Origin of the sequence: Klebsiella sp. RHBSTW-00215 (genome assembly GCF_014103785.1) — a bacterium.
Lineage (GTDB): Bacteria > Pseudomonadota > Gammaproteobacteria > Enterobacterales > Enterobacteriaceae > Klebsiella.
On sequence record NZ_JABXQS010000001.1, the window covers coordinates 5,374,083 to 5,392,497 of the forward strand.

At 51.8% G+C, this 18,415-nt stretch carries 17 protein-coding genes, 2 tRNA genes and 1 pseudogene; 13 read left to right on the forward strand and 7 right to left on the reverse strand.

The features are described from left to right. Positions 1 to 334: 334 nt before the first annotated feature. Positions 335 to 1,627: a haloacid dehalogenase-like hydrolase gene (locus HV127_RS25660; protein WP_182239691.1), complete on the forward strand. Its 1,293-nt coding sequence runs from the start codon at positions 335 to 337 to the stop codon at positions 1,625 to 1,627. 100 nt (positions 1,628 to 1,727) lie between these two features. Here HV127_RS25660 and HV127_RS31845 read toward each other — a convergent pair whose 3' ends face one another. The 4 genes and pseudogenes from HV127_RS31845 to HV127_RS25670 all read right to left on the reverse strand — a co-directional run bounded on the left by HV127_RS31845 (position 1,728) and on the right by HV127_RS25670 (position 2,741). Next, positions 1,728 to 1,970 carry a tetratricopeptide repeat protein gene (locus HV127_RS31845; protein ID WP_249421902.1) on the reverse strand — a complete coding sequence of 81 codons (243 nt, stop codon included), beginning with the start codon at positions 1,968 to 1,970 and terminating at the stop codon, positions 1,728 to 1,730. 42 nt (positions 1,971 to 2,012) lie between these two features. After that, a complete protein-coding gene (locus HV127_RS31850) occupies positions 2,013 to 2,126 on the reverse strand; it encodes a hypothetical protein (protein WP_275944528.1) in 114 nt (37 codons plus the stop codon). Continuing rightward, positions 2,106 to 2,186, reverse strand: a pseudogene (locus HV127_RS32055) (SEL1-like repeat protein); the annotation flags it as partial. The pseudogene HV127_RS32055 and the gene HV127_RS31850, both read right to left, overlap by 21 nt. A 465-nt stretch (positions 2,187 to 2,651) precedes the next feature. Continuing rightward, a tRNA-Ser gene (locus HV127_RS25670) sits at positions 2,652 to 2,741 on the reverse strand. 90 nt (positions 2,742 to 2,831) lie between these two features. Between HV127_RS25670 and mtfA the strand changes: the two genes are divergently transcribed. Both mtfA and HV127_RS25680 read left to right on the forward strand, forming a co-directional pair. Next, a complete protein-coding gene (gene mtfA, locus HV127_RS25675) occupies positions 2,832 to 3,632 on the forward strand; it encodes a DgsA anti-repressor MtfA (RefSeq protein WP_182239693.1) in 801 nt (266 codons plus the stop codon). A 100-nt stretch (positions 3,633 to 3,732) separates the two neighbouring features. Beyond that, positions 3,733 to 3,808: transfer RNA gene (locus HV127_RS25680), tRNA-Asn, on the forward strand. A 273-nt stretch (positions 3,809 to 4,081) separates the two neighbouring features. Here HV127_RS25680 and HV127_RS25685 read toward each other — a convergent pair. Next, positions 4,082 to 5,131 carry an alpha/beta hydrolase gene (locus HV127_RS25685; protein WP_182239695.1) on the reverse strand — a complete coding sequence of 350 codons (1,050 nt, stop codon included), beginning with the start codon at positions 5,129 to 5,131 and terminating at the stop codon, positions 4,082 to 4,084. A gap of 227 nt (positions 5,132 to 5,358) precedes the next feature. On the opposite strand from HV127_RS25685, the gene HV127_RS25690 reads away from it, so the two are divergent. The 5 genes from HV127_RS25690 to HV127_RS25710 all read left to right on the forward strand — a co-directional run bounded on the left by HV127_RS25690 (position 5,359) and on the right by HV127_RS25710 (position 9,945). Then, positions 5,359 to 6,543 (forward strand): aldo/keto reductase, encoded by a 1,185-nt coding sequence (locus tag HV127_RS25690; protein WP_228727501.1) that lies wholly within the window; start codon positions 5,359 to 5,361, stop codon positions 6,541 to 6,543. Between the two features lie 13 nt (positions 6,544 to 6,556). Beyond that, complete coding sequence (locus HV127_RS25695; RefSeq protein ID WP_181485738.1) at positions 6,557 to 7,258, forward strand: heavy metal response regulator transcription factor; 702 nt, start codon at positions 6,557 to 6,559, stop codon at positions 7,256 to 7,258. Then, a complete protein-coding gene (locus tag HV127_RS25700; protein WP_182239698.1) occupies positions 7,251 to 8,660 on the forward strand; it encodes a heavy metal sensor histidine kinase in 1,410 nt (469 codons plus the stop codon). The genes HV127_RS25695 and HV127_RS25700 overlap by 8 nt, the downstream gene beginning before the upstream one ends. Positions 8,661 to 8,729: 69 nt before the next feature. Then, positions 8,730 to 9,209 (forward strand): cupin domain-containing protein, encoded by a 480-nt coding sequence (locus HV127_RS25705; RefSeq protein WP_182239700.1) that lies wholly within the window; start codon positions 8,730 to 8,732, stop codon positions 9,207 to 9,209. After that, positions 9,187 to 9,945 (forward strand): carboxymuconolactone decarboxylase family protein, encoded by a 759-nt coding sequence (locus tag HV127_RS25710; protein ID WP_182239703.1) that lies wholly within the window; start codon positions 9,187 to 9,189, stop codon positions 9,943 to 9,945. The genes HV127_RS25705 and HV127_RS25710 overlap by 23 nt, the downstream gene beginning before the upstream one ends. Here HV127_RS25710 and HV127_RS25715 read toward each other — a convergent pair whose 3' ends face one another. Then, positions 9,946 to 10,848: a LysR family transcriptional regulator gene (locus HV127_RS25715; protein WP_182240834.1), complete on the reverse strand. Its 903-nt coding sequence runs from the start codon at positions 10,846 to 10,848 to the stop codon at positions 9,946 to 9,948. A gap of 128 nt (positions 10,849 to 10,976) precedes the next feature. On the opposite strand from HV127_RS25715, the gene HV127_RS25720 reads away from it, so the two are divergent. The 3 genes from HV127_RS25720 (at position 10,977) to HV127_RS25730 (ending at position 13,525) form a co-directional block, all read left to right on the forward strand. Further along, on the forward strand, positions 10,977 to 11,384 hold the full coding sequence (locus HV127_RS25720) for a cupin domain-containing protein (protein WP_181485734.1): 408 nt from the start codon (positions 10,977 to 10,979) through the stop codon (positions 11,382 to 11,384). Between the two features lie 273 nt (positions 11,385 to 11,657). Next, positions 11,658 to 12,509, forward strand: a complete 852-nt coding sequence (locus tag HV127_RS25725; RefSeq protein WP_182239705.1) for an aldo/keto reductase — start codon at positions 11,658 to 11,660, stop codon at positions 12,507 to 12,509. Positions 12,510 to 12,535: 26 nt separating this feature from the next. Beyond that, positions 12,536 to 13,525, forward strand: a complete 990-nt coding sequence (locus HV127_RS25730; RefSeq protein ID WP_182239707.1) for an aldo/keto reductase — start codon at positions 12,536 to 12,538, stop codon at positions 13,523 to 13,525. Positions 13,526 to 13,559: 34 nt separating this feature from the next. On the opposite strand, the gene HV127_RS25735 is transcribed toward HV127_RS25730, so the two are convergent. Continuing rightward, positions 13,560 to 14,453 carry a LysR family transcriptional regulator gene (locus HV127_RS25735; protein WP_182239710.1) on the reverse strand — a complete coding sequence of 298 codons (894 nt, stop codon included), beginning with the start codon at positions 14,451 to 14,453 and terminating at the stop codon, positions 13,560 to 13,562. Between the two features lie 151 nt (positions 14,454 to 14,604). Between HV127_RS25735 and HV127_RS25740 the strand changes: the two genes are divergently transcribed. Continuing rightward, positions 14,605 to 15,384: an SDR family oxidoreductase gene (locus HV127_RS25740; protein ID WP_182239712.1), complete on the forward strand. Its 780-nt coding sequence runs from the start codon at positions 14,605 to 14,607 to the stop codon at positions 15,382 to 15,384. A 310-nt stretch (positions 15,385 to 15,694) separates the two neighbouring features. Then, positions 15,695 to 18,292 (forward strand): hypothetical protein, encoded by a 2,598-nt coding sequence (locus HV127_RS25745; RefSeq protein WP_182239714.1) that lies wholly within the window; start codon positions 15,695 to 15,697, stop codon positions 18,290 to 18,292. Positions 18,293 to 18,415: the final 123 nt, after the last annotated feature.

The window sequence follows — 18,415 nt, forward strand, 5'->3', positions numbered from 1 at the left end:
CTAATCCAAACAATGTTCTTGATTGATCTGTGTAGATATTTTCTCCTTCACCCCGCTCATCCATCACACAACTATCGAACTGTGCCTGTGCATCGTTTTACACCTACCGCCTTTTCATACCAAGCATTTACCTGTAGATAATTCTGACTTAACCTTCCGCCATTTTCATATCTTACACCAAGGTTGTATTGGGCACTGGCACCTGGAGGTTTGCAGGTTATAGGCGCATAAAATATGATAACCATCACATTCATGATAAAGGTGCCAATTTTTGATATAGATGGTTTTTACTTTTTGCTACAGATGATAATGCACCCTAAAAAAGGAATTAACCATGAAAATGACAATAATATACACACTGATATCTGTAATTTTTGGAGTATATGGAACCACAGCCATTGCCGGTAACACAAATCGAGTATCACAAAATTTAGCAACCGTAGTTTCCCAAGAAAAGCAATCAGTTATAGGCAATTGGGACGAGTTCAACTCGAGAAAAATTGATAGACTAATTCAAGAGGCAAAGCAGAAGCCTGCACACTCTTTATATGCTGTTTTTGATTTTGACAACACGACAGCTTTTCTAGATATCGAAGAGGCAACTCTTATATATCAACTGGAAAACCTTAGATTTGCTATGAAACCTGAGATATTGAAAGAGATAATTTACAAAGATATACCGACCTCTAGCTTTAACTCTGATTATAATAATAAAAACAATCAAGCGGTTAATATAAATCTCATTGGTCAAGATATTGTTGATAGCTACACATGGCTATACCATAATTACAATGGATTTGAGGGTAATAAAACGATTGATGAAATTAAAACAAATCCTAATTATATGAATTTTATAGTAAAAATGAGATATTTATATGATGCAATAGGTGGATCATTCGACCATGAGGTATCTTATCCATGGGTAACGTATCTTTTTTCTGGTATGTCCAAAAAAGAAATATCTGATTTAGTAGACGATACTATTGAGTGGCAAAATAAACAGCCTATCACAAAGGTAACATGGGTAAGCCCAGCAGATATGGCAGGCCGGGCTGGTATGGTATCAGTAACATGGAAAAATGGATTTAGGCTGTTTCCAGAAATGCAGACATTATACAAAAACCTACAGGAGGCAGGGGTTGATGTTTATGTAATTTCCGCTTCTGCTTTAGACGTTATAAAAAGTATCGTTACTATAGATAAATATGGCTTTTCTGTTCCTGAATCTCATGTCTATGCAATGCATCCCTTATACGATAAAGAAGGTAAATTGACTCATAGCCTCGATCCGTACTATCCTCAAACGCAAGGAAAAGGTAAAACCGAAACCATAAAGAAATTTATACAACAACGTTACAAAAATACAGGGCCAATATTCGTTGCTGGCGATAGTGAAGGAGATCAAAACATGATGTCCGACTTTAATGACACAAAGTTAGTTCTCATTATTAACCGGCTACGTTCATCTGACACCATTATTGGTAAATTATCAGCTAAAGCTGTTCGTGACTATAATAAAAATGATGCAAAAATATTATTGCAGGGACGAGATGAAAATAAAGGAGAATTTTTACCATCACAGAGTAGCATACTAATGGGTACTAATAACGAAATATCTTTACCATAGTTGTCGATTTACAGCAATGTCTCTTTTCCAATTAAGAGGCATTGCTACCGAAAGGATATTAAATATTATATTTATAATAACGTCTCACTCCGATATTTCTTTACTTTTTCAACAAATATTCCTGACGTTTACAACCGTCCTTATGCCCATTCTTGCATGCTAGCCCAAACCAAGTTATCGCTTGCCCTGTGTTGATATTTCCCCCTTCACCACGTTCATTCATCACACCAAGATCGAACTGTGCCTGAGCATCATTTTGGACCGCTGTCTTTTCATACCAAGCCCTTGCCTGATAATAATCCTGGCTTACACCGAGACCATCGTCATACATCTCACCAAGCAAAAATTGCCCGTCTACATCATTTTGAACCGAAGCTTTGTCATATCAGGATTTTGCCAGTTGATAATCCTGATTCACCCCAAGACCATTTGCATACATCACACCGATTTTGACCTGCGCACGCGGATCATTTTGGGCAGCAGCTTTTTCATACCAAATCTTTGCCTGCTGATAATCAACATCCAGTATTTCTCCATATAAATACATGAGACCTAAGGCATACTGAGCTTCTACATCTCCATTTTCACCTGCCGCTTTTAACTTAGAAAGCTGAGAGTCCCTCTCACTGGTCGTGTAAGCACACCCTTTTTAGTTCCACGCACTTTTTGAGATTTCCGTGTTTTTGGCCATCAGCCTGTATTCTTCCAACGCTTTCCTGATTTCACTTCTTTTCATCCATACCCCAACAAACCATTCCCTTTAGACACCCTTACAGGTATCCGTATGAAACACATGTAGTTCAACAATTTTGTTATCCGAGATGCGAGATGGGCTAAGTTGTTGTTTAAGAGTGTGAGCTTGTGAACTAAAGAAGATAAAAGTGGATGCCCTACAAGGAGCAACATGGTAAAAATGACAGCGTTAGAGGTGAGAAAACAGAGCGATAGCAAGAAATTTTAATGCAGGGATTTATGCAGGGCAAAATCAAAAAATCTTCGCAAATTATTGATTTATTTTAATAATTGGCGGAGAGAGGGGGATTTGAACCCCCGGTAGAGTTGCCCCTACTCCGGTTTTCGAGACCGGTCCATTCAGCCGCTCTGGCATCTCTCCGCTGTTGAGGTTGCTATAATGCCAGGTTCTTTGGCATTTTAATAGTTCCTGTCTCTTTAATTCAGTTCAAGTGACGACTTTGCGAGCAATATGATGTTTAAATGGCCCTGGAAAGTAGATGAAGAGTCTGGCAACGCAGAAATCCCCTGGGAACAGGCGCTTGCCATTCCAGTTTTAGCCAATCTCTCCGAGCAGGAGCAGCGGCAACTTGCACAAATGGCAAACCGTTTTTTACAGCAGAAGCGTCTCGTTGCGTTACAAGGACTTGAGCTTACCCCCCTTCATAGCGCCCGTATCGCACTACTGTTTTGCCTGCCGGTTCTCGAAATTGGGATCGAATGGTTAGACGGCTTCCACGAAGTGCTCATCTACCCTGCCCCGTTTGTCGTCGATGATGAATGGGAGGATGATATCGGCCTGGTGCATAACCAACGAATCGTGCAATCCGGGCAAAGCTGGCAGCAAGGCCCCATTGTTCTCAACTGGCTCGACATCCAGGACTCCTTCGACGCCTCCGGTTTTAACCTTATCGTCCACGAAGTTGCGCATAAGCTGGATACCCGCAATGGCGATCGCGCAAGTGGTGTGCCATTCATTCCTCTCCGCGAAGTCGCAGGTTGGGAGCACGATCTTCACGCAGCGATGAACAATATTCAGGATGAGATCGATCTGGTCGGCGAAAGCGCCGCAAGCGTTGATGCCTATGCCGCTACCGATCCTGCCGAATGTTTTGCCGTGCTCTCTGAATATTTCTTCAGTGCCCCTGAGCTCTTTGCCCCGCGTTTTCCTGCACTTTGGCAACGTTTCTGCCACTTCTATCGCCAGGACCCGCTGGAGAGATTACGTGAAAATAACCCACAGAATGAAGGTGATAACCCAGCAGTACACTAAAACAACGGTTTGCACTAAATTTAACCATTTGAATCAGCAAGTTAAATTTAGTGTTGACACAAAAATACGAGGCCAGTAGTATTCGCCTCGTTCACACGATTCCTCTGTAGTTCAGTCGGTAGAACGGCGGACTGTTAATCCGTATGTCACTGGTTCGAGTCCAGTCAGAGGAGCCAAATTTAAAAAAGCCTGCTTAGGAAACTAAGCAGGCTTTTTGTTTTTCAACGTCATAACAACTCGCCCCCTTGTCCAACCCCTCCGTCAAACATTTCTCTGATTGAACCAGACGCCCTCCCCCACAGCCCGCATTCTGAATACAAACCGCGAAACTCCGTTTAATGAATTATGCTCATAGCGCCTATTTATTGAACGTAATTATTTTAGCCGCCAACTCCGTTACTCTGAACGCAGAGAAACGGCCAACCTCCTGATGAAGCTGGCCTTACGACTTAAATATTGCTATCGAAGAAGTTATCGAGCTTGCTCATGGCCTGGTCGACATAACGCGGCACCCAGTAGGTCTCGATATGCGTCGCTCCGTCGATAAGGAACAGCTCTTTATTTGCGGTACCGGTGGCCTTTTTAAACGCGCTTTCGGTCATATACAGCGAATCTGCTTTGGTACCGGCCATCATCAGCAGCGGCTGGTTGATAAGGTCCATATTGCTTTGCGCATCAAAGCGCATTAAATCGAGCAGGCTGCTGGTGGTATAGCGAAAGGTTGAGTTCGGATGAGCATGGGTTTTCCAGTAGTACTCGTAGCCCTGGCGATACAGATCAAATGGGAGTTTGGCGATTTGTTCATCGGTCAGGTTAGCATCACCGGAATAGCCGACCTCACCTGTAGTGACTTCTTTGGTACGCGCGTCGGTTGCCTGCTTCAGACGTTCCTGGATAGTGGAAATCTGTGAATCCTGATAGCCATTGCGGCGCACCAGCCCGGAGTCAAACATGCTGAGCGTCGCCAGCGCTTTAAAACGTTTATCGGTCTGCGCCGCTTTTAGCGAATAGCCGCCACCGCCGCAGATGCCCAGTAGGCCAATACGGGCGGTATCAACGCCGGGATACTGGCTGAGATAGTCAGCCATGCCGTGAATATCCTCAATGCGATTGGCTGGTTTATCCACGCTGCGCGGCATACCGCCGCTGGCTCCCTGATAAGCCGCATCGGCGGTAATTGTAATATATCCATGCTCCGCCAGGCGCTGAGCATATAACCCGGCAACCTGCTCTTTCACGCCACCATTAGGATGGGCAACAACCACCGCCGGATATTTTTTAGCCGGATCGTAATTGGCCGGGGTGTATACATTGGCGGCAATCTGGATGCCGTGCAGATCATATTTTACCGGGTGAATGTTGACCTTGCCTTTGACATTTTCAGTTATCGCTCCGTCATACACCAGAGTAAAAGGATTTTGTTTGTAATCAGCGGCATGCACCGATGAAACACTCATCATGGCCGTCAGTAAAACGGTATTTAAAAGCGTAATTTTCATGATCTCTCCCGAATAAATAATGGCCTGAATTCACCAGGCTGGCGATGGCAAATAACGTATTCAGATTAGGAAGAGAGAACTGTCAGCATCATGACGAATGAATAACAATTTTGTCAGAAATATCTTGCACAGGATTCTGACAACGCTGTCAGGAAACGGTCAGCTTTATGTTGGCAAACGGGAGTCAGAATAAGCGCAGGCCAAACTACCGAGAAAAGGAGCCTTTCATGAGCAATAAACAACGATTCACCGACGACGCAGACGTCCCTTCTATGCCAGCACGGCGTAAATTGCTGATTGCAGGGGCCGGGGTCGCTGCAGCCTCGCTGGTCTCTCACGTTTACGCGACAGAAAAAACCGCTAGCGCCGGAGGTCAAAGCAACCTGCATTCTGCCGCACCGGATAAACGCAAACTGGGCAACCTCGAAGTGTCCGCTATCGGTCTGGGCGTACAGAACATGAGCCGTAAATACGACACTTCCGTGCCCTGGCGTCCGGAGATGGTGAATATCATTCGCCAGGCCTTCGATCGCGGCATCACGCTATTTGATGCGGCGGAAGCCTACGGTCCGTTTGAAGTTGAAAAAATCCTCGGCGAAGGTGTGGCCCCTTTTCGCGACAAAATTGTTATCGCCACCAAGTTTGGCTGGAACATCGATCAGCAGACCGGCAAGCGCCTTCCTGGCCTAAACAGTCGCCCGGAGCATATCAAACAAGTCGTCGAAAACATGCTTAAACGCCTGCGAACCGATCGCATCGACCTGCTGTATCAGCATCGGGTCGATCCACAGATCCCGATTGAGGACGTCGCGGGCGCCGTAAAAGACCTAATGGATCAAGGAAAGGTACTGCACTGGGGATTATCGGAAATGGGGGTTAATACGCTAAGACGCGCCCACGCGGCATTACCGGTAACCGCAGTCCAAAGCGAATACTCGATGCTCTGGCGCGGCCCGGAAAAAAGCGCGCTGCCGGTATGCAAAGAGTTAGGGATTGGTTTCGTGCCGTGGAGCCCGCTGGGCGTGCAGTTTTTAACTGGCTGGATAGATGCCAATACCCGATTTGCTCCCGGCGATTTCCGCGCCACGGAATCTCGTTTTGCTCCGGATAATCTGGCGCACAATCTCCAGCTCGTCGAGTTACTAAAAAGCTGGGCGCTAAGAAAAAATGCCGCGCCGGGCCAAATTGCGCTGGCGTGGCTGCTGGCAAGCAAACCCTGGATTGTGCCAATTCCCGGCACCACCAACCGCGACCATATGCTGCAAAACACTGCCGCAGCAGCCATCAAGCTGACAAACGCTGAAATGACCGAGCTCACCCGTTCACTGGATGCCATAACCATCAGAGGCCAAAGGCTACCCGATGCGGTACAGGTTTATTCCGATGTCGAAGCCCCCTTAAAAAACGGATAAGGACAGGATTGCTATGCGCCTGCTGTTAGTGGAAGACGAAGAAAAAACATCAAGCTACCTGACGCGCGCGCTGGGCGAATCGGGGTTCACGGTCGATGTCTCTGCCGATGGAGCCGAAGGCCTGCACTACGCGCAGGAGTTCGACTACGACGCGATAATCCTTGATGTCATGCTGCCGGGCATGGACGGTTACCGGGTACTGGAAAACCTTCGCACCAGTAAACAAACCCCAGTACTCATGCTATCCGCCCGGGGGTCCGTCGATGAGCGAGTTAAAGGCCTGCGCCTGGGGGCCGATGATTATCTGCCCAAACCCTTTTCCCTGATTGAACTGGTGGCGCGCATTCAGGCGCTAGTGCGTCGCCGCTCAGCCGACGGTGCAGATATTACGCAGTTGCAAATACACGATCTGCACCTGGATCTGCTGGCTCGCCGGGTATTGCGCGCCGGAACGCGCCTGGAGCTGACCGCCAAAGAGTTTTCCCTGCTCAGCCTGCTGGCCCGTCACCAGGGAGAGATCCTGTCCAAAATGATGATCGCCGAGCAGGTCTGGGATATGAATTTCGACAGCGACGCGAACGTTGTGGAAGTCGCCATCAAACGCCTGCGTGCCAAAGTTGATGCACCGTTCGGGATCAAGCTGCTGCATACCGTGCGCGGCATGGGCTATGTTCTTGAAGTCAGGCCTGAAGAAGTGATGGAAAAACATGTTTAAGCGCGCCATCTCGGTACACCTGGCGTTGATGTTCGCGTTGTCCGCCCTACTGATCGTCTCGACCATCGGCATTTTGCTGCGAAGCTCGCTGCATGACTCACTGCAAAAACAGATGCATAACGAGCTACTGTTTCGCGAATCATTAATGAGCCCGCGGATCGTATCGCGCACCTCCGCCGACGGCTGGTCTACGCTTGCCAGTAAATTTACCGTTCTGGCCAACTCTGAAGGCGAGCGGGTTCGCTACTGGATAGTCAGCGATAACCCTCATTTTAACGTGGGCGGAGCGCCCCCCTTCGGGGTTCAGTGGTCTTCGCTGACGGAGGGTTTCAATAAAATGCCCGGCGCTTCGCAAGGCGCATGTTCGCTTTTTCTACTGGTCAAAACGATCCCCGCCAACGGTGAAAGACCGGCGCTACGCTATGTGGTCGCCATCGATTCCACACCATATATGGGCACGCTGGAGGCATTCACGCGCACGCTGCTGATTATTACCGCACTGGGCGTGGTTATTGTCGCGCTGCTGGGATACATGGTCGCCAGAATTGGCCTGCGCCCGGTTAGCGCCCTAAGCCAGCAGGCGCAGCATCTGGCACCGGGCGATCATGGTCAGCGGCTCGATAGCACCGCGCTGCCTGAGGAGTTGCAGCAGCTGGCACGGTCATTTAATGGTGTGCTGGAACGTCAGGAAATTGCCTGGCGGCAACTTGAAAGCTTTAACGCCGACGTGGCCCACGAGCTTCGTACCCCACTCACCAACCTGATTGGTCAAACACAGCTCGGACTATCGCGCCGACGCTCGCATGATGAACTTGAAGAACTGCTGGGTTCAAACCTCGAAGAACTTGAGCGGATGACGTCAATCGTTAACGACATGCTGTTCCTGTCACATGCCCACGCCGGTGTTCATGCCGCGCAGTTAAGCCGCGTCTCGCTACGTGAAGAGACGCTGAAAACGGCAGAATACGTGGAACCCTCCTTCGCTGAAAAACAGCTCACGCTGGAGATCGAAGGCGATGTCTCCGCCCATATCGACCGGCGGTTGTTCCACCGTTCACTGGCTAATCTGCTGGAAAACAGCGCAAGGCACGCGCCACTATGCAGTACGATTATCGTCCGCTTAAGCGAAAGTCAAAATCAGGCTTGTGTTGCGGTGTCGAACCCCGGCGAGCCGATCGCCTCTGCCCATTTACATCGCCTTTTTGAACGTTTTTATCGCGTTGACGCTTCTCGCGCCAAGAGCGATACCCATCACGGACTGGGGCTCTCAATCGTTCATGCCGTGGCCATTATGCATCGGGGCGAGGTTTTTGCGCGCAGCGAAGGGGGCCACAATACCTTTGGCCTCACCTTCGCCCTCGCACCGCCAACTGACAATAATGTCAGCCAACCGTCAGCCTGACGACATGGAACGCCCATTAGAATTATCGCAACGCAGTACCCCCTTCATTGACATAAAAGGACGCCCTGCATGATTGGAAAATTAGGTTATCTCGCGCTGTTACTACCGTTTATCGCTTTCTCTTCATTGGCCGAGGGGCAAAACGCCTCGGTGCAGATTACGCCCGCCGGGAGCCAAAGCGCGATGGCAGGCCCCGCTGAAAACTTCACCGGACGCGTGCGGGTCGACCCGTTGTTCAGCGCCGACAAAGACATCAGCGCCTCCGGCGCATACGTTACCTTTGAGCCCGGTGCGCGTTCTGCCTGGCACACCCATCCTGCCGGTCAAAGGCTAATCGTGACCTCCGGCGTCGGCCTGACTCAGGAGGAAGGACAACCCGTGCAAACCATCCGCCCCGGCGATGTCGTGGTATGCCCGCCAGGGGTTAAGCACTGGCATGGGGCCGCGCCCGGCAGCGCGATGACGCATCTGGCTGTAACGGGTACGGTCGCGGGTAAAAACGTTGAATGGATGGAGAAAGTGACGGATGAACAATACCACGCGCATTAAAACGCTAACGGCAGCGGCATTGCTGATTTTTGGTTGTAACCTTTCGGTAAATGCGGCCCCGACGACGCAAGGAGCCTCTACGATAGAGAACCAACAAACCGCCTCCACTACGCTATCTGCTCGCCAGCAGGCGATCCCACTGATCGCCGCATCAATGGCCAGCAGCCAGATGGACAAGCTGAACGCAGCGCTAAATCAGGGTCTGGATGCCGGGCTCACGATTAACGAAACCAAAGAAATCCTCGTCCAGCTCTATGCCTACACCGGCTTCCCTCGTAGCCTTAACGGATTGAATGAATTGATGAAGGTGGTTGAAACGCGTAAACAACGCGGCATCAATGACATCGAAGGAAAAGAGCCAGCCAGTCCGATTCCCGTCGGCGCGGAGCTGCGCGCCGTGGGTACCGCAAACCAGACCAAAATCTCAGGCGCACCGGTACAGGGGCCGCTTTTTGAATTTGTCCCGGTGATTAATCAGTTCCTGCAAACGCATCTATTTGGCGATATCTTTGCCCGCGACAACCTCGACTGGCAAAGCCGAGAGCTCGCAACGGTTGGCGCACTCGCCGCCACGCCGGGCGTGGAATCGCAGCTGCTGTCGCACACGCGGGCCAGTCTGCGGGTTGGACTCACTGCCGAGCAGCTACGCCAGTTGGCGCAGGTGCTACGAGAAAATGGCGAAAGCGAAGCGGCTATGCGTGCTGACCATGCGCTACAGCAGGCGCTGTCCAGCTGATCAAGCCCGTCGGTGCCAGCGCAAAGCGTCAACCACCAGCGTAAACGCCGCCGGGAGATGCTGGCGACCAGGGTAATACAGATAGTACCCCGGAAAATGCGGGCACCAGTCGGCAAGCAAGGGTATCAGCGATTTAGTGGCGATATCTTTCGCCACTAAATCGCGGGGCACATAGGCGATACCGGCCCCGTCCAGCGCAGCCTGAATCATCAAAAAGGTATTGTTAAAAACGGTTTGCCCATCGACCCGAACGTTAATTTTTTGACTGCCCTTTTCAAACTCCCAGGCATACAGCGCGCCGTGGGTGGGCAACCGCAGATTGATGCAGTTATGTGCCATCAGCTCTTCAGGGCGCGTCACCGCCGCCCTGCCGGAAAGATAATCGGGTGCTGCAACCACCGCCATCGGCACATCGGGGGTAATGCGCACCGCAATCATGTCTTTGTCAACCTGATCGCCCATCCGCACCCCGGCATCAAAGCGTTGGGCCGCAATATCGGTCAGTTCATAGCCGACGCTGAATTCAATGTTGATATCGGGGTATTCATTTAATAAAGGCTGAAGTCGGGGCCAGAGCACGGTGACGATGGCATGATCGTTGGCGGTAATACGCACCGTTCCGGCAGGCTTGTCACGTGAAGCACGCAGCGAGATCAATTCCGTCTCAATCTCATCCAGGCGCGGTGCGAGCACGGCCAGCAAGCGGTTTCCGGCATCGGTTGGCGAGACGCTACGCGTGGTACGGATTAATAATCGCACCCCCAGGCGCTCTTCCAGCCCCAGCAGCGTATGGCTCAGCGCCGAACGCGAGATGCCCAATACCGCCGCCGCTCGGGTAAAACTACGCTCCTGGGCCACCGTCACAAAAGCCTGTAAATCGTTTAATTTTTCTTTGCTCATAATTGGTGAATTTTTTGCACCAGTGTATTCACATTTGAGCATCTTATCATTTAATCAGGCTTTCACTACACTTTACACAGTGGATCCCGATGGACAACGTCGGGACGCTTAAATTAAAACGCGGAGACAACATGAACGAACAATTTGACGGTAACGGTATCTTCCCTAAAGGGGAGAAAAACGAAGCCTATGCGCAGTATTTTCAGGGCACCAGCTACCTGAGCATGCTCTCCACGGAAGGGGTTAATATCGGTAACGTGGTCTTTGAGCCAGGTTGTCGTAACCACTGGCATATTCACCATAAGGGCGGACAAATCCTGCTGGTGACCGGCGGACGCGGCTGGTATCAGGAGTGGAACCAACCGGCGCGTGAGCTGACCGCCGGGGATGTGGTCAATATCCCTGCGGGCGTCAAACACTGGCACGGCGCGGCCGCCGATAGCTGGTTTGCCCACCTTGCCGTGGCGGTTCCCGCTGAAGGTGCATCCAACGAATGGCTGGAGCCGGTGGCCGACGAAGAGTACCGTCAGTTGCCTTAAGAGCCTATCTCATTAGGGCTATTTTGCTTGCCACTTTGAACCTGGGCAGTGCTCAGAATCCTCACGTACTACGTGTACGCTCCGGTTCTTGCGCGCTGTCCGTGTTCAAACTGTCTGCGCCAATAACGCCTACTGGGATAGGCTCTAAGTTTCCCAATAGCAGGGTTCGCCAATTTATGAATCCTGCTAATTAACCCTAGAAAATTACGCCCTCTAATCGAATAAATCACTCTGCGCTATGCTTCTCTGACACAAAAGAGGAAGGATAACGTCATGCAAACGGTAACACTGAACAACGGTATTGAAATGCCCCTGCTGGGCTTTGGCGTCTTTCAGATGACGGATGCCGCAGAGTGCGAGCGCGCCGTTGTCGAGGCGATTGAAACGGGCTACCGCCTGATTGATACCGCCGCCTCCTATCTGAACGAAACTCAGGTCGGCAATGCGCTCAAGCAGAGCGGCATTGCGCGCGATGAGCTTTTCGTCACCACCAAACTGTGGATGCAGGACGCCAGCTACGAAGGCGCCAAAGCGCAGTTTGAGCGTTCGATAAATCGCCTGCAGTTGGATTACGTCGATCTCTATTTGATTCATCAGCCTTACGGCGACGTTCACGGTGCATGGCGCGCCATGGAGGAGCTACAGCAGGCCGGGAAAATTCGCGCTATTGGCGTGAGCAACTTCCACCCGGATCGCCTCGCTGACCTGATCGCCTTCAATAAAGTGGTACCGGCTGTTAACCAAATTGAGGTGAACCCGTTTAATCAGCAGCTCCACGCCGTGCCGTGGATGCTGACCCGCGGCATTCAGCCTGAAGCGTGGGCACCTTTTGCTGAAGGCAAAAACGGTCTGTTCCAGCATCCGGAGTTAACCGCCATTGGTGAAAAATATGGCAAAAGCGTCGGCCAGGTCGTCCTGCGCTGGATCCTACAGCGCGGCATCGTTTCGCTTGCGAAAACCGTACGTAAAGAGCGCATGGCCGAAAATATCAACGTGCTGGACTTCGAGCTGAGCGCCAACGAAATGCTGCACATTACCGCCATCGACACCGCCACCAGCGCCTTTTTCTCGCATCGCGACCCCGCCCGAGTGGAATGGCTCGCCGGTCGTAAGCTGGACGTTTAATCAGAAACCCACGGAGATGTAACGTAATGCAAAAACGTTTTCTTGGTCAGTCCGGGCTTGAAGTCTCGGCACTCGGCCTGGGCTGTATGGGCCTGAGCCACGGCTACGGCCCGGCGACCGATACCCGTCAGGCCATCGAACTGATTCGTGCCGCCGTTGAGCGCGGCGTAACCTTCTTCGATACCGCCGAAGTGTACGGTCCGTATCTGAACGAAGAGGTGGTCGGCGAAGCGTTAAAACCGTTCCGCGACCAAGTCGTTATCGCCACTAAATTTGGCTTTACCTTCGGCGATGACAACAAGCAGCAGATTTTAAACAGCCGCCCGGAGCATATCCGCGAAGCCGTCGAAGGCTCGCTGCGTCGTCTGAAAACCGACGTCATCGACCTGCTGTACCAGCACCGCGTTGACCCCGACGTGCCGATCGAAGACGTCGCCGGCGTGGTGAAAGAGCTGATTGCCGAAGGCAAGGTTAAACACTTCGGCCTTTCCGAAGCAGGCGTGCAAACCATTCGCCGCGCCCATGCCGTGCAGCCGGTTGCCGCGCTGCAAAGCGAATACTCAATGTGGTGGCGCGAGCCTGAGCAGGCGATCCTACCGGTACTGGAAGAGCTGGGGATTGGCTTTGTGCCGTTCAGTCCGCTGGGCAAAGGCTTTTTAACCGGCGCAATCAAAGCCGGTACCACGTTCGGTGAAGATGATTTCAGAAGCAAAGTGCCACGTTTTGCCGCCGAGGCTATTGCAGCCAATGTACAACTGGTCACCCTGCTTGGCGAGCTTGCTGCCGAAAAAGGCGTAACTCCGGCGCAGATTGCGCTGGCCTGGCTGCTGGCGCAAAAACCGTGGATTGTGCCGATCCCCGGCACCACTAAACTGCATCGACTGGAAGAGAATCTGGGCGCTGCTGAACTCGTCCTTTCAGCGGAGGATTTGCGTAAAATCACCCAGGCGCTGGAAACGGTGAAAATCGTCGGCGAGCGCTACCCTGCCGCCTTAATGGCCCGCGTCGGGCGTTAAGGTTAAATTCGGTCTGCGGGTTGCCGCAGGCCGTTTACTCAGAATAACGCAGCGCATCAATCAGCAGGGCAAAGGCCGGTGGGTGCTGTTTACGGCTGGGATAATAAAGGTAATATCCCGGAAAAGAGGGGCACCACTCATCGAGAACCTGAATCAGATCTCCTGATTTCACCAGACCCTCAATCGTATCCTCCGGCACGCAGGCAATACCGAACCCGGACAGGGCCGCGTCAATTCTTTCCGATAGCAGATTGAACGTCAGCTGCCCCTCCACCCTGACGCGCAGCGGCTTTCCGTCTCGCTCAAACTCCCAGTGATAGAGTCCCCCGGCGGTCGGCAGGCGCATGTTGATACAGCGATGATTTTGTAGTTCATGCGGGGTTTGGGGAATTTTATGTTCCGCGAAATAGCCGGGTGAACCCACCAGCGCCATGCGCATATCCGGGCCGATTTTCACGGCGATCATATCTTTATCGACGCTTTCGCCAAGGCGGATACCGGCGTCAAAACGCCCCTCCACAATATTCACAAAGCCATTATCCGCCACCAGCTCAACGTTGATTTCCGGATACTCCTTGAGAAAAGGCTTAAGCTTCGGCCATACCAGACTGCGCGCGGAGTGCTCGCCTGCCGAGAGCCGAATATTGCCAGATGGCGCGCGATTGAGCTGAATAACGGCTTCCAGCTCCTGTTCCAGATCGGCAATGCGCGGCTCCAGGCAGGCAATAATGCGCTCACCGGCTTCGGTCGGTGCGACGCTACGGGTGGTTCGGGTCAAAAGACGGATGTCTAAACGCTCCTCCAGGCCCTTTATGGCGTGGCTGAGCGCCGACTGCGAAACGCCAAGCTTACCCGCCGCTTTGGTAAAGCTTCGCTCCCTCGCAACGATCAGAAAGATCTGCAGTTCGTTGAAGTTCTCTTTAAGCATCGGTGGGCTCCTTCGTTAACTTGATTGCCCGCACGCAGAACTTATGAAGGCGATTCATAGACGCAATCATTTTAGCCTCGTTACTCTGCATAATGGCAATTGATATCCTGTTTTTAACCTATTTATCTCTGAATTGAACCCAGGATTACTCATGAAAATACTCCTTGCTGGCGCGACGGGCAGTATCGGTCTTCACGTCGTTGAAACCGCGATCGAAATGGGCCATCAGCCCATAGCGTTGGTCAGAAATCGGCGCAAAGTCAAACTGCTCCCCCGCGACGCGCAGGTTGTCTACGGCGATGTCTCCATGCCGGAGACCTTAACGGATGTGGTGAAAGATATTGATGCCGTCATCTTCACCCTTGGCTCCGATGGTCAGGGACGTATTGGCGCGCGGGCGATAGACTACGGCGGCGTGCGCAATATCCTGAAGCTGCTTAAATCAACCCAGGTACGAATTGCGCTGATGACCACCATCGGCGTCACCGAGCGGCTCAGTTCATTTAACCAGCGCACGGAAGTGCATGACTGGAAGCGTCGGGCCGAGCGCCTGCTGAGGGCCAGCGGTCATCTCTACACCATCGTCAGACCGGGCTGGTTCGATTACAACCATGAGAATGAGCACAAGTTACTGATGCTACAGGGCGATCGCCGCCATGCCGGCACCCCGGACGATGGCGTAATCTCGCGAAAACAAATTGCCAAAGTTCTGGTTTCAGCCCTGACCAACGACGCGGCAATCAATAAAACCTTTGAGCTGGTAGCCGAGCGCGGCCCGGAGCAACCTGACTTCACGCCATTATTTTCCGCATTGCAGTCTGATAATTCGCAAAAATTAGACGCCATTGCGGATATGGACAATATGCCGCTGGTCGATGAACCCGAGTGTATCGTCAGAGAATTAAATACGTTTTTGAAGAAACGTATTTAAACGCAGAGCCAACTCAGTACGGGACACGGCGGGAACAGGCTCTTCCCGCCCCATCATACAGACCATCACATTCTCCTCATTAACCTCATCACTCACCTAATATTCCTCACTAATTAAACAGTGCGGGATATTCGTTATCATATTAAATCAGCGTGCCTCATTTTATCGATAATACGCATGCACTCTTATTTCGACTCATTTATAACTAAAAGCGCTTGAGCACTGAATTATACCAACACCAGACGAATTCAGCCGGGATGGCAATTAACATATGGTCCTTTGATCATGCATATTTTCATGGAGATAAAAAATGCAATTAGATTTCACACTTAATATTAGTAACGACACCTGGTACCCGACAACCGATATTAGTGGGTTCAAATCCGCTACCGGCGCCAGCGTTGATATTAAAGAAAAAATGATCCTGACTTTTAGCGCACCAGGTAAAATTACCGCCGGGGATATTAACGTATCTACAAACCCATGGTGTCTAATAAATACAAATATTGAATCAAGCGAAGTGTCCAGCGGCATCTTTGATATTAAGCTGACGATAACTGCCGCCGATGGTTCTGCCTTAGGTAACTCTATTTCCAATATTCATATGGGCGTCAACGCGTCCTCCGATACCGTGCCAAAATGGGAGACTTTCCGCAGCACCTTCACCGCTGCCGCTGATGAAGAAGCGGACGTTGCCGGTGAACTGGCCGTAACCTGTGCCGCCTTCCCGGCCGGACTGGAAAACGCCGCTCTTACGCTGGTTTTGCTTCGCGGTGAGAAAAGCGAAACGCTTCTTCCGAAAGCGGGCATGACCAATTTTGATATCGACGCAGGCGTTTACACGGTCAGCGCGGCAGAGTTGCGCACCGCAGAAGGTACCGTTCGCGCGGCAGTACAATTAAGCGCAACGGAGCTGACCATCACTAAAGGCCAGCGCACCCCACTTGATATTACCTTTGCCCAGGCTGAACGCAGCACCACTCTGGACGTGACGGTAAATTTACCGGCCACCCACGCGCTGTATAACGAAGATTTGAACGTTGTTTATCTGGAAAACGGCGTTGCCAAACAGCGCTTCACCATGCGCGCAGGTCAAAAACAGCGCCTGGATCGTCTACCGATCGCCGGGACTTATTCCGTTTGCATCGATGACATCAAACTGAACAATATTCATTACAGCTTTGATGCGGCGAAGGGCGCGCTGGACAACCAGCTTCACGATATCGCCTTCACCAGCGCTAACCAGCGCGACGAGTCTCAGTCCGCCTCTGCGAAATTAACCCTCAAAGTTGTTGCCGAAAAAACGGTTGCCGATACTTTCGCTCTGCGTCTGCTTGATGGCAGCGAAGTTCCGCGTCAGTACTCTTTCGCCGATCTGGCGATGCAAACCGGCAGCATTACGCCGTCGATTGCGCTGGCACCGGGCGTTTATCAGGTTGAATCCGCAACCGTTATCCATAACGGCGTTGTGTACTATATCGATGTCGCCACGCAGACGCTGAACGTTGAGAAAAACACCCCGCTGACGCTGGTCATCGCGATCGTTGAAGGGGCCAACCTGTGCGTAAAAGGCTTCCCTGAATTCCTGAGCTTTGGCGGCTGCGCCAATATGTCACCGAGCAACGTGGATGACCTGGCCGAAGCGCGCGTCTCTTCCCTGTTCAAATACTCCGGTGATGACGGCATGGGCGATGCGTCCGGGTATCTGGATCCGGCGAAAGAGCCGACGACCAAAATCATTCAGATGGCTCGTGATGTTTCCGCGAAAACTGGCGACAGCGTGCTGCCGATGATGGTCTCCTACACCTGCAACCTGTCGCTGGGTGACGTGGAAAACATTATTGACGATCCTAAGCGTCATCAATTCAGCTTTGCCAACTTCATTCAGGCGCTGCAAATGGCGCAGGCGATGAAAGATGACGAGCATCCGGTTCCGGGCGGCTTTATCGTCAACCCTGATTACCTTGGCGAATGTCAGAAGTACGGTTTCTCTCCCGACTATGTGATTCCGGTTCGCAAGCCGCTGGCGGAAGCTCTGGCACACCATGGCGTGAATATCGCCGTTCCTGCCGCGATTACCGATACCCTGAAAGGCTATATCAAAGGCGTCAACTGGCTGGTGCGCGCAGTGGCTCCGGATGTAGTGCTGGGCTGGCAGGTGAACCTGTGGAGCGTCGGCGGTTCACAGTGGGTTTATAATGATTTCACCTATGACGATGTGTTTGATGCCGTAGACGGCACCAGGAAAAAAATGACCATCGACCCGACTCTGGCAGGCAAGCTTACCGCCGAATACGCGCTGCTGGTCGGCGTATTTGAGGATATCGAATACACCGACGCTAACGGAGTCACTATCGTTGCTAAAGGCGCAGACTTTATGGCCGCAGACCGCTATGAAGCCGACGACTTTACCGCTCGCGCCTACAAAAACGGCTACTGCTACTCACCGTTTGAATGGGATCGCACCTTCGAATTCTGCGCGGCGCTGAGCCGTTATCTGCACCAGCCGGTGCTGCCATGGCAGGTTCCGGCCAGCCGTCTGGCCACCGCTTCCGAGCAAGTTGGGGCGTTAGAAGAGAAATTCTGGGGCACCGGCGGCAGCTACCTGATGGGCCATGCGGAAATCGGCAGTTCTATGGAGGCCATTAACGCTGACCTGTTGGACATCGAGTTCCTTGATGTTCATGCCAGCATGATGGGCAAAAATCCGCGCGAGCTGTTCAAGCGTCATGAGTGGGATTTCACTGAGCCAAAATATGTGGATTTCCCGTCACGCGGTATTTTCCATGTGCAGGTCGGCGGCGGTGCCACCACCGGCGTGGTGAGCGCGGTCAATAACAACAGCAGCAGCTGGATGCGCGCGAAGCTGGCGGCCTATCGTAATAACCCGGTTAAACTCAAAGATTGATCGATTAAGATCGTGTTCTTTGTCTGAAACGGAAAAGCCGACGCGTTATGCGTCGGCTTTTGTTTTTTGGTTTTCCCCGGTGGCGGCGCACTGCGTCTGTCCGGGCTACCGATTATGCGGCTG

Coding starts and splice junctions, on each gene's coding strand:
- HV127_RS25730 (WP_182239707.1), top strand. CDS start 12,536: ATGCAAAAACGTTTTCTTGGTCAGTCCGGGCTTGAAGTCTCGGCACTC.
- HV127_RS25710 (WP_182239703.1), top strand. CDS start 9,187: ATGAACAATACCACGCGCATTAAAACGCTAACGGCAGCGGCATTGCTG.
- HV127_RS25690 (WP_228727501.1), top strand. CDS start 5,359: ATGAGCAATAAACAACGATTCACCGACGACGCAGACGTCCCTTCTATG.
- HV127_RS25705 (WP_182239700.1), top strand. CDS start 8,730: ATGATTGGAAAATTAGGTTATCTCGCGCTGTTACTACCGTTTATCGCT.
- HV127_RS25660 (WP_182239691.1), top strand. CDS start 335: ATGAAAATGACAATAATATACACACTGATATCTGTAATTTTTGGAGTA.
- HV127_RS25735 (WP_182239710.1), bottom strand. CDS start 14,453: ATGCTTAAAGAGAACTTCAACGAACTGCAGATCTTTCTGATCGTTGCG.
- HV127_RS25685 (WP_182239695.1), bottom strand. CDS start 5,131: ATGAAAATTACGCTTTTAAATACCGTTTTACTGACGGCCATGATGAGT.
- mtfA (WP_182239693.1), top strand. CDS start 2,832: ATGATGTTTAAATGGCCCTGGAAAGTAGATGAAGAGTCTGGCAACGCA.
- HV127_RS25695 (WP_181485738.1), top strand. CDS start 6,557: ATGCGCCTGCTGTTAGTGGAAGACGAAGAAAAAACATCAAGCTACCTG.
- HV127_RS25720 (WP_181485734.1), top strand. CDS start 10,977: ATGAACGAACAATTTGACGGTAACGGTATCTTCCCTAAAGGGGAGAAA.
- HV127_RS25745 (WP_182239714.1), top strand. CDS start 15,695: ATGCAATTAGATTTCACACTTAATATTAGTAACGACACCTGGTACCCG.
- HV127_RS25740 (WP_182239712.1), top strand. CDS start 14,605: ATGAAAATACTCCTTGCTGGCGCGACGGGCAGTATCGGTCTTCACGTC.
- HV127_RS25700 (WP_182239698.1), top strand. CDS start 7,251: ATGTTTAAGCGCGCCATCTCGGTACACCTGGCGTTGATGTTCGCGTTG.
- HV127_RS25725 (WP_182239705.1), top strand. CDS start 11,658: ATGCAAACGGTAACACTGAACAACGGTATTGAAATGCCCCTGCTGGGC.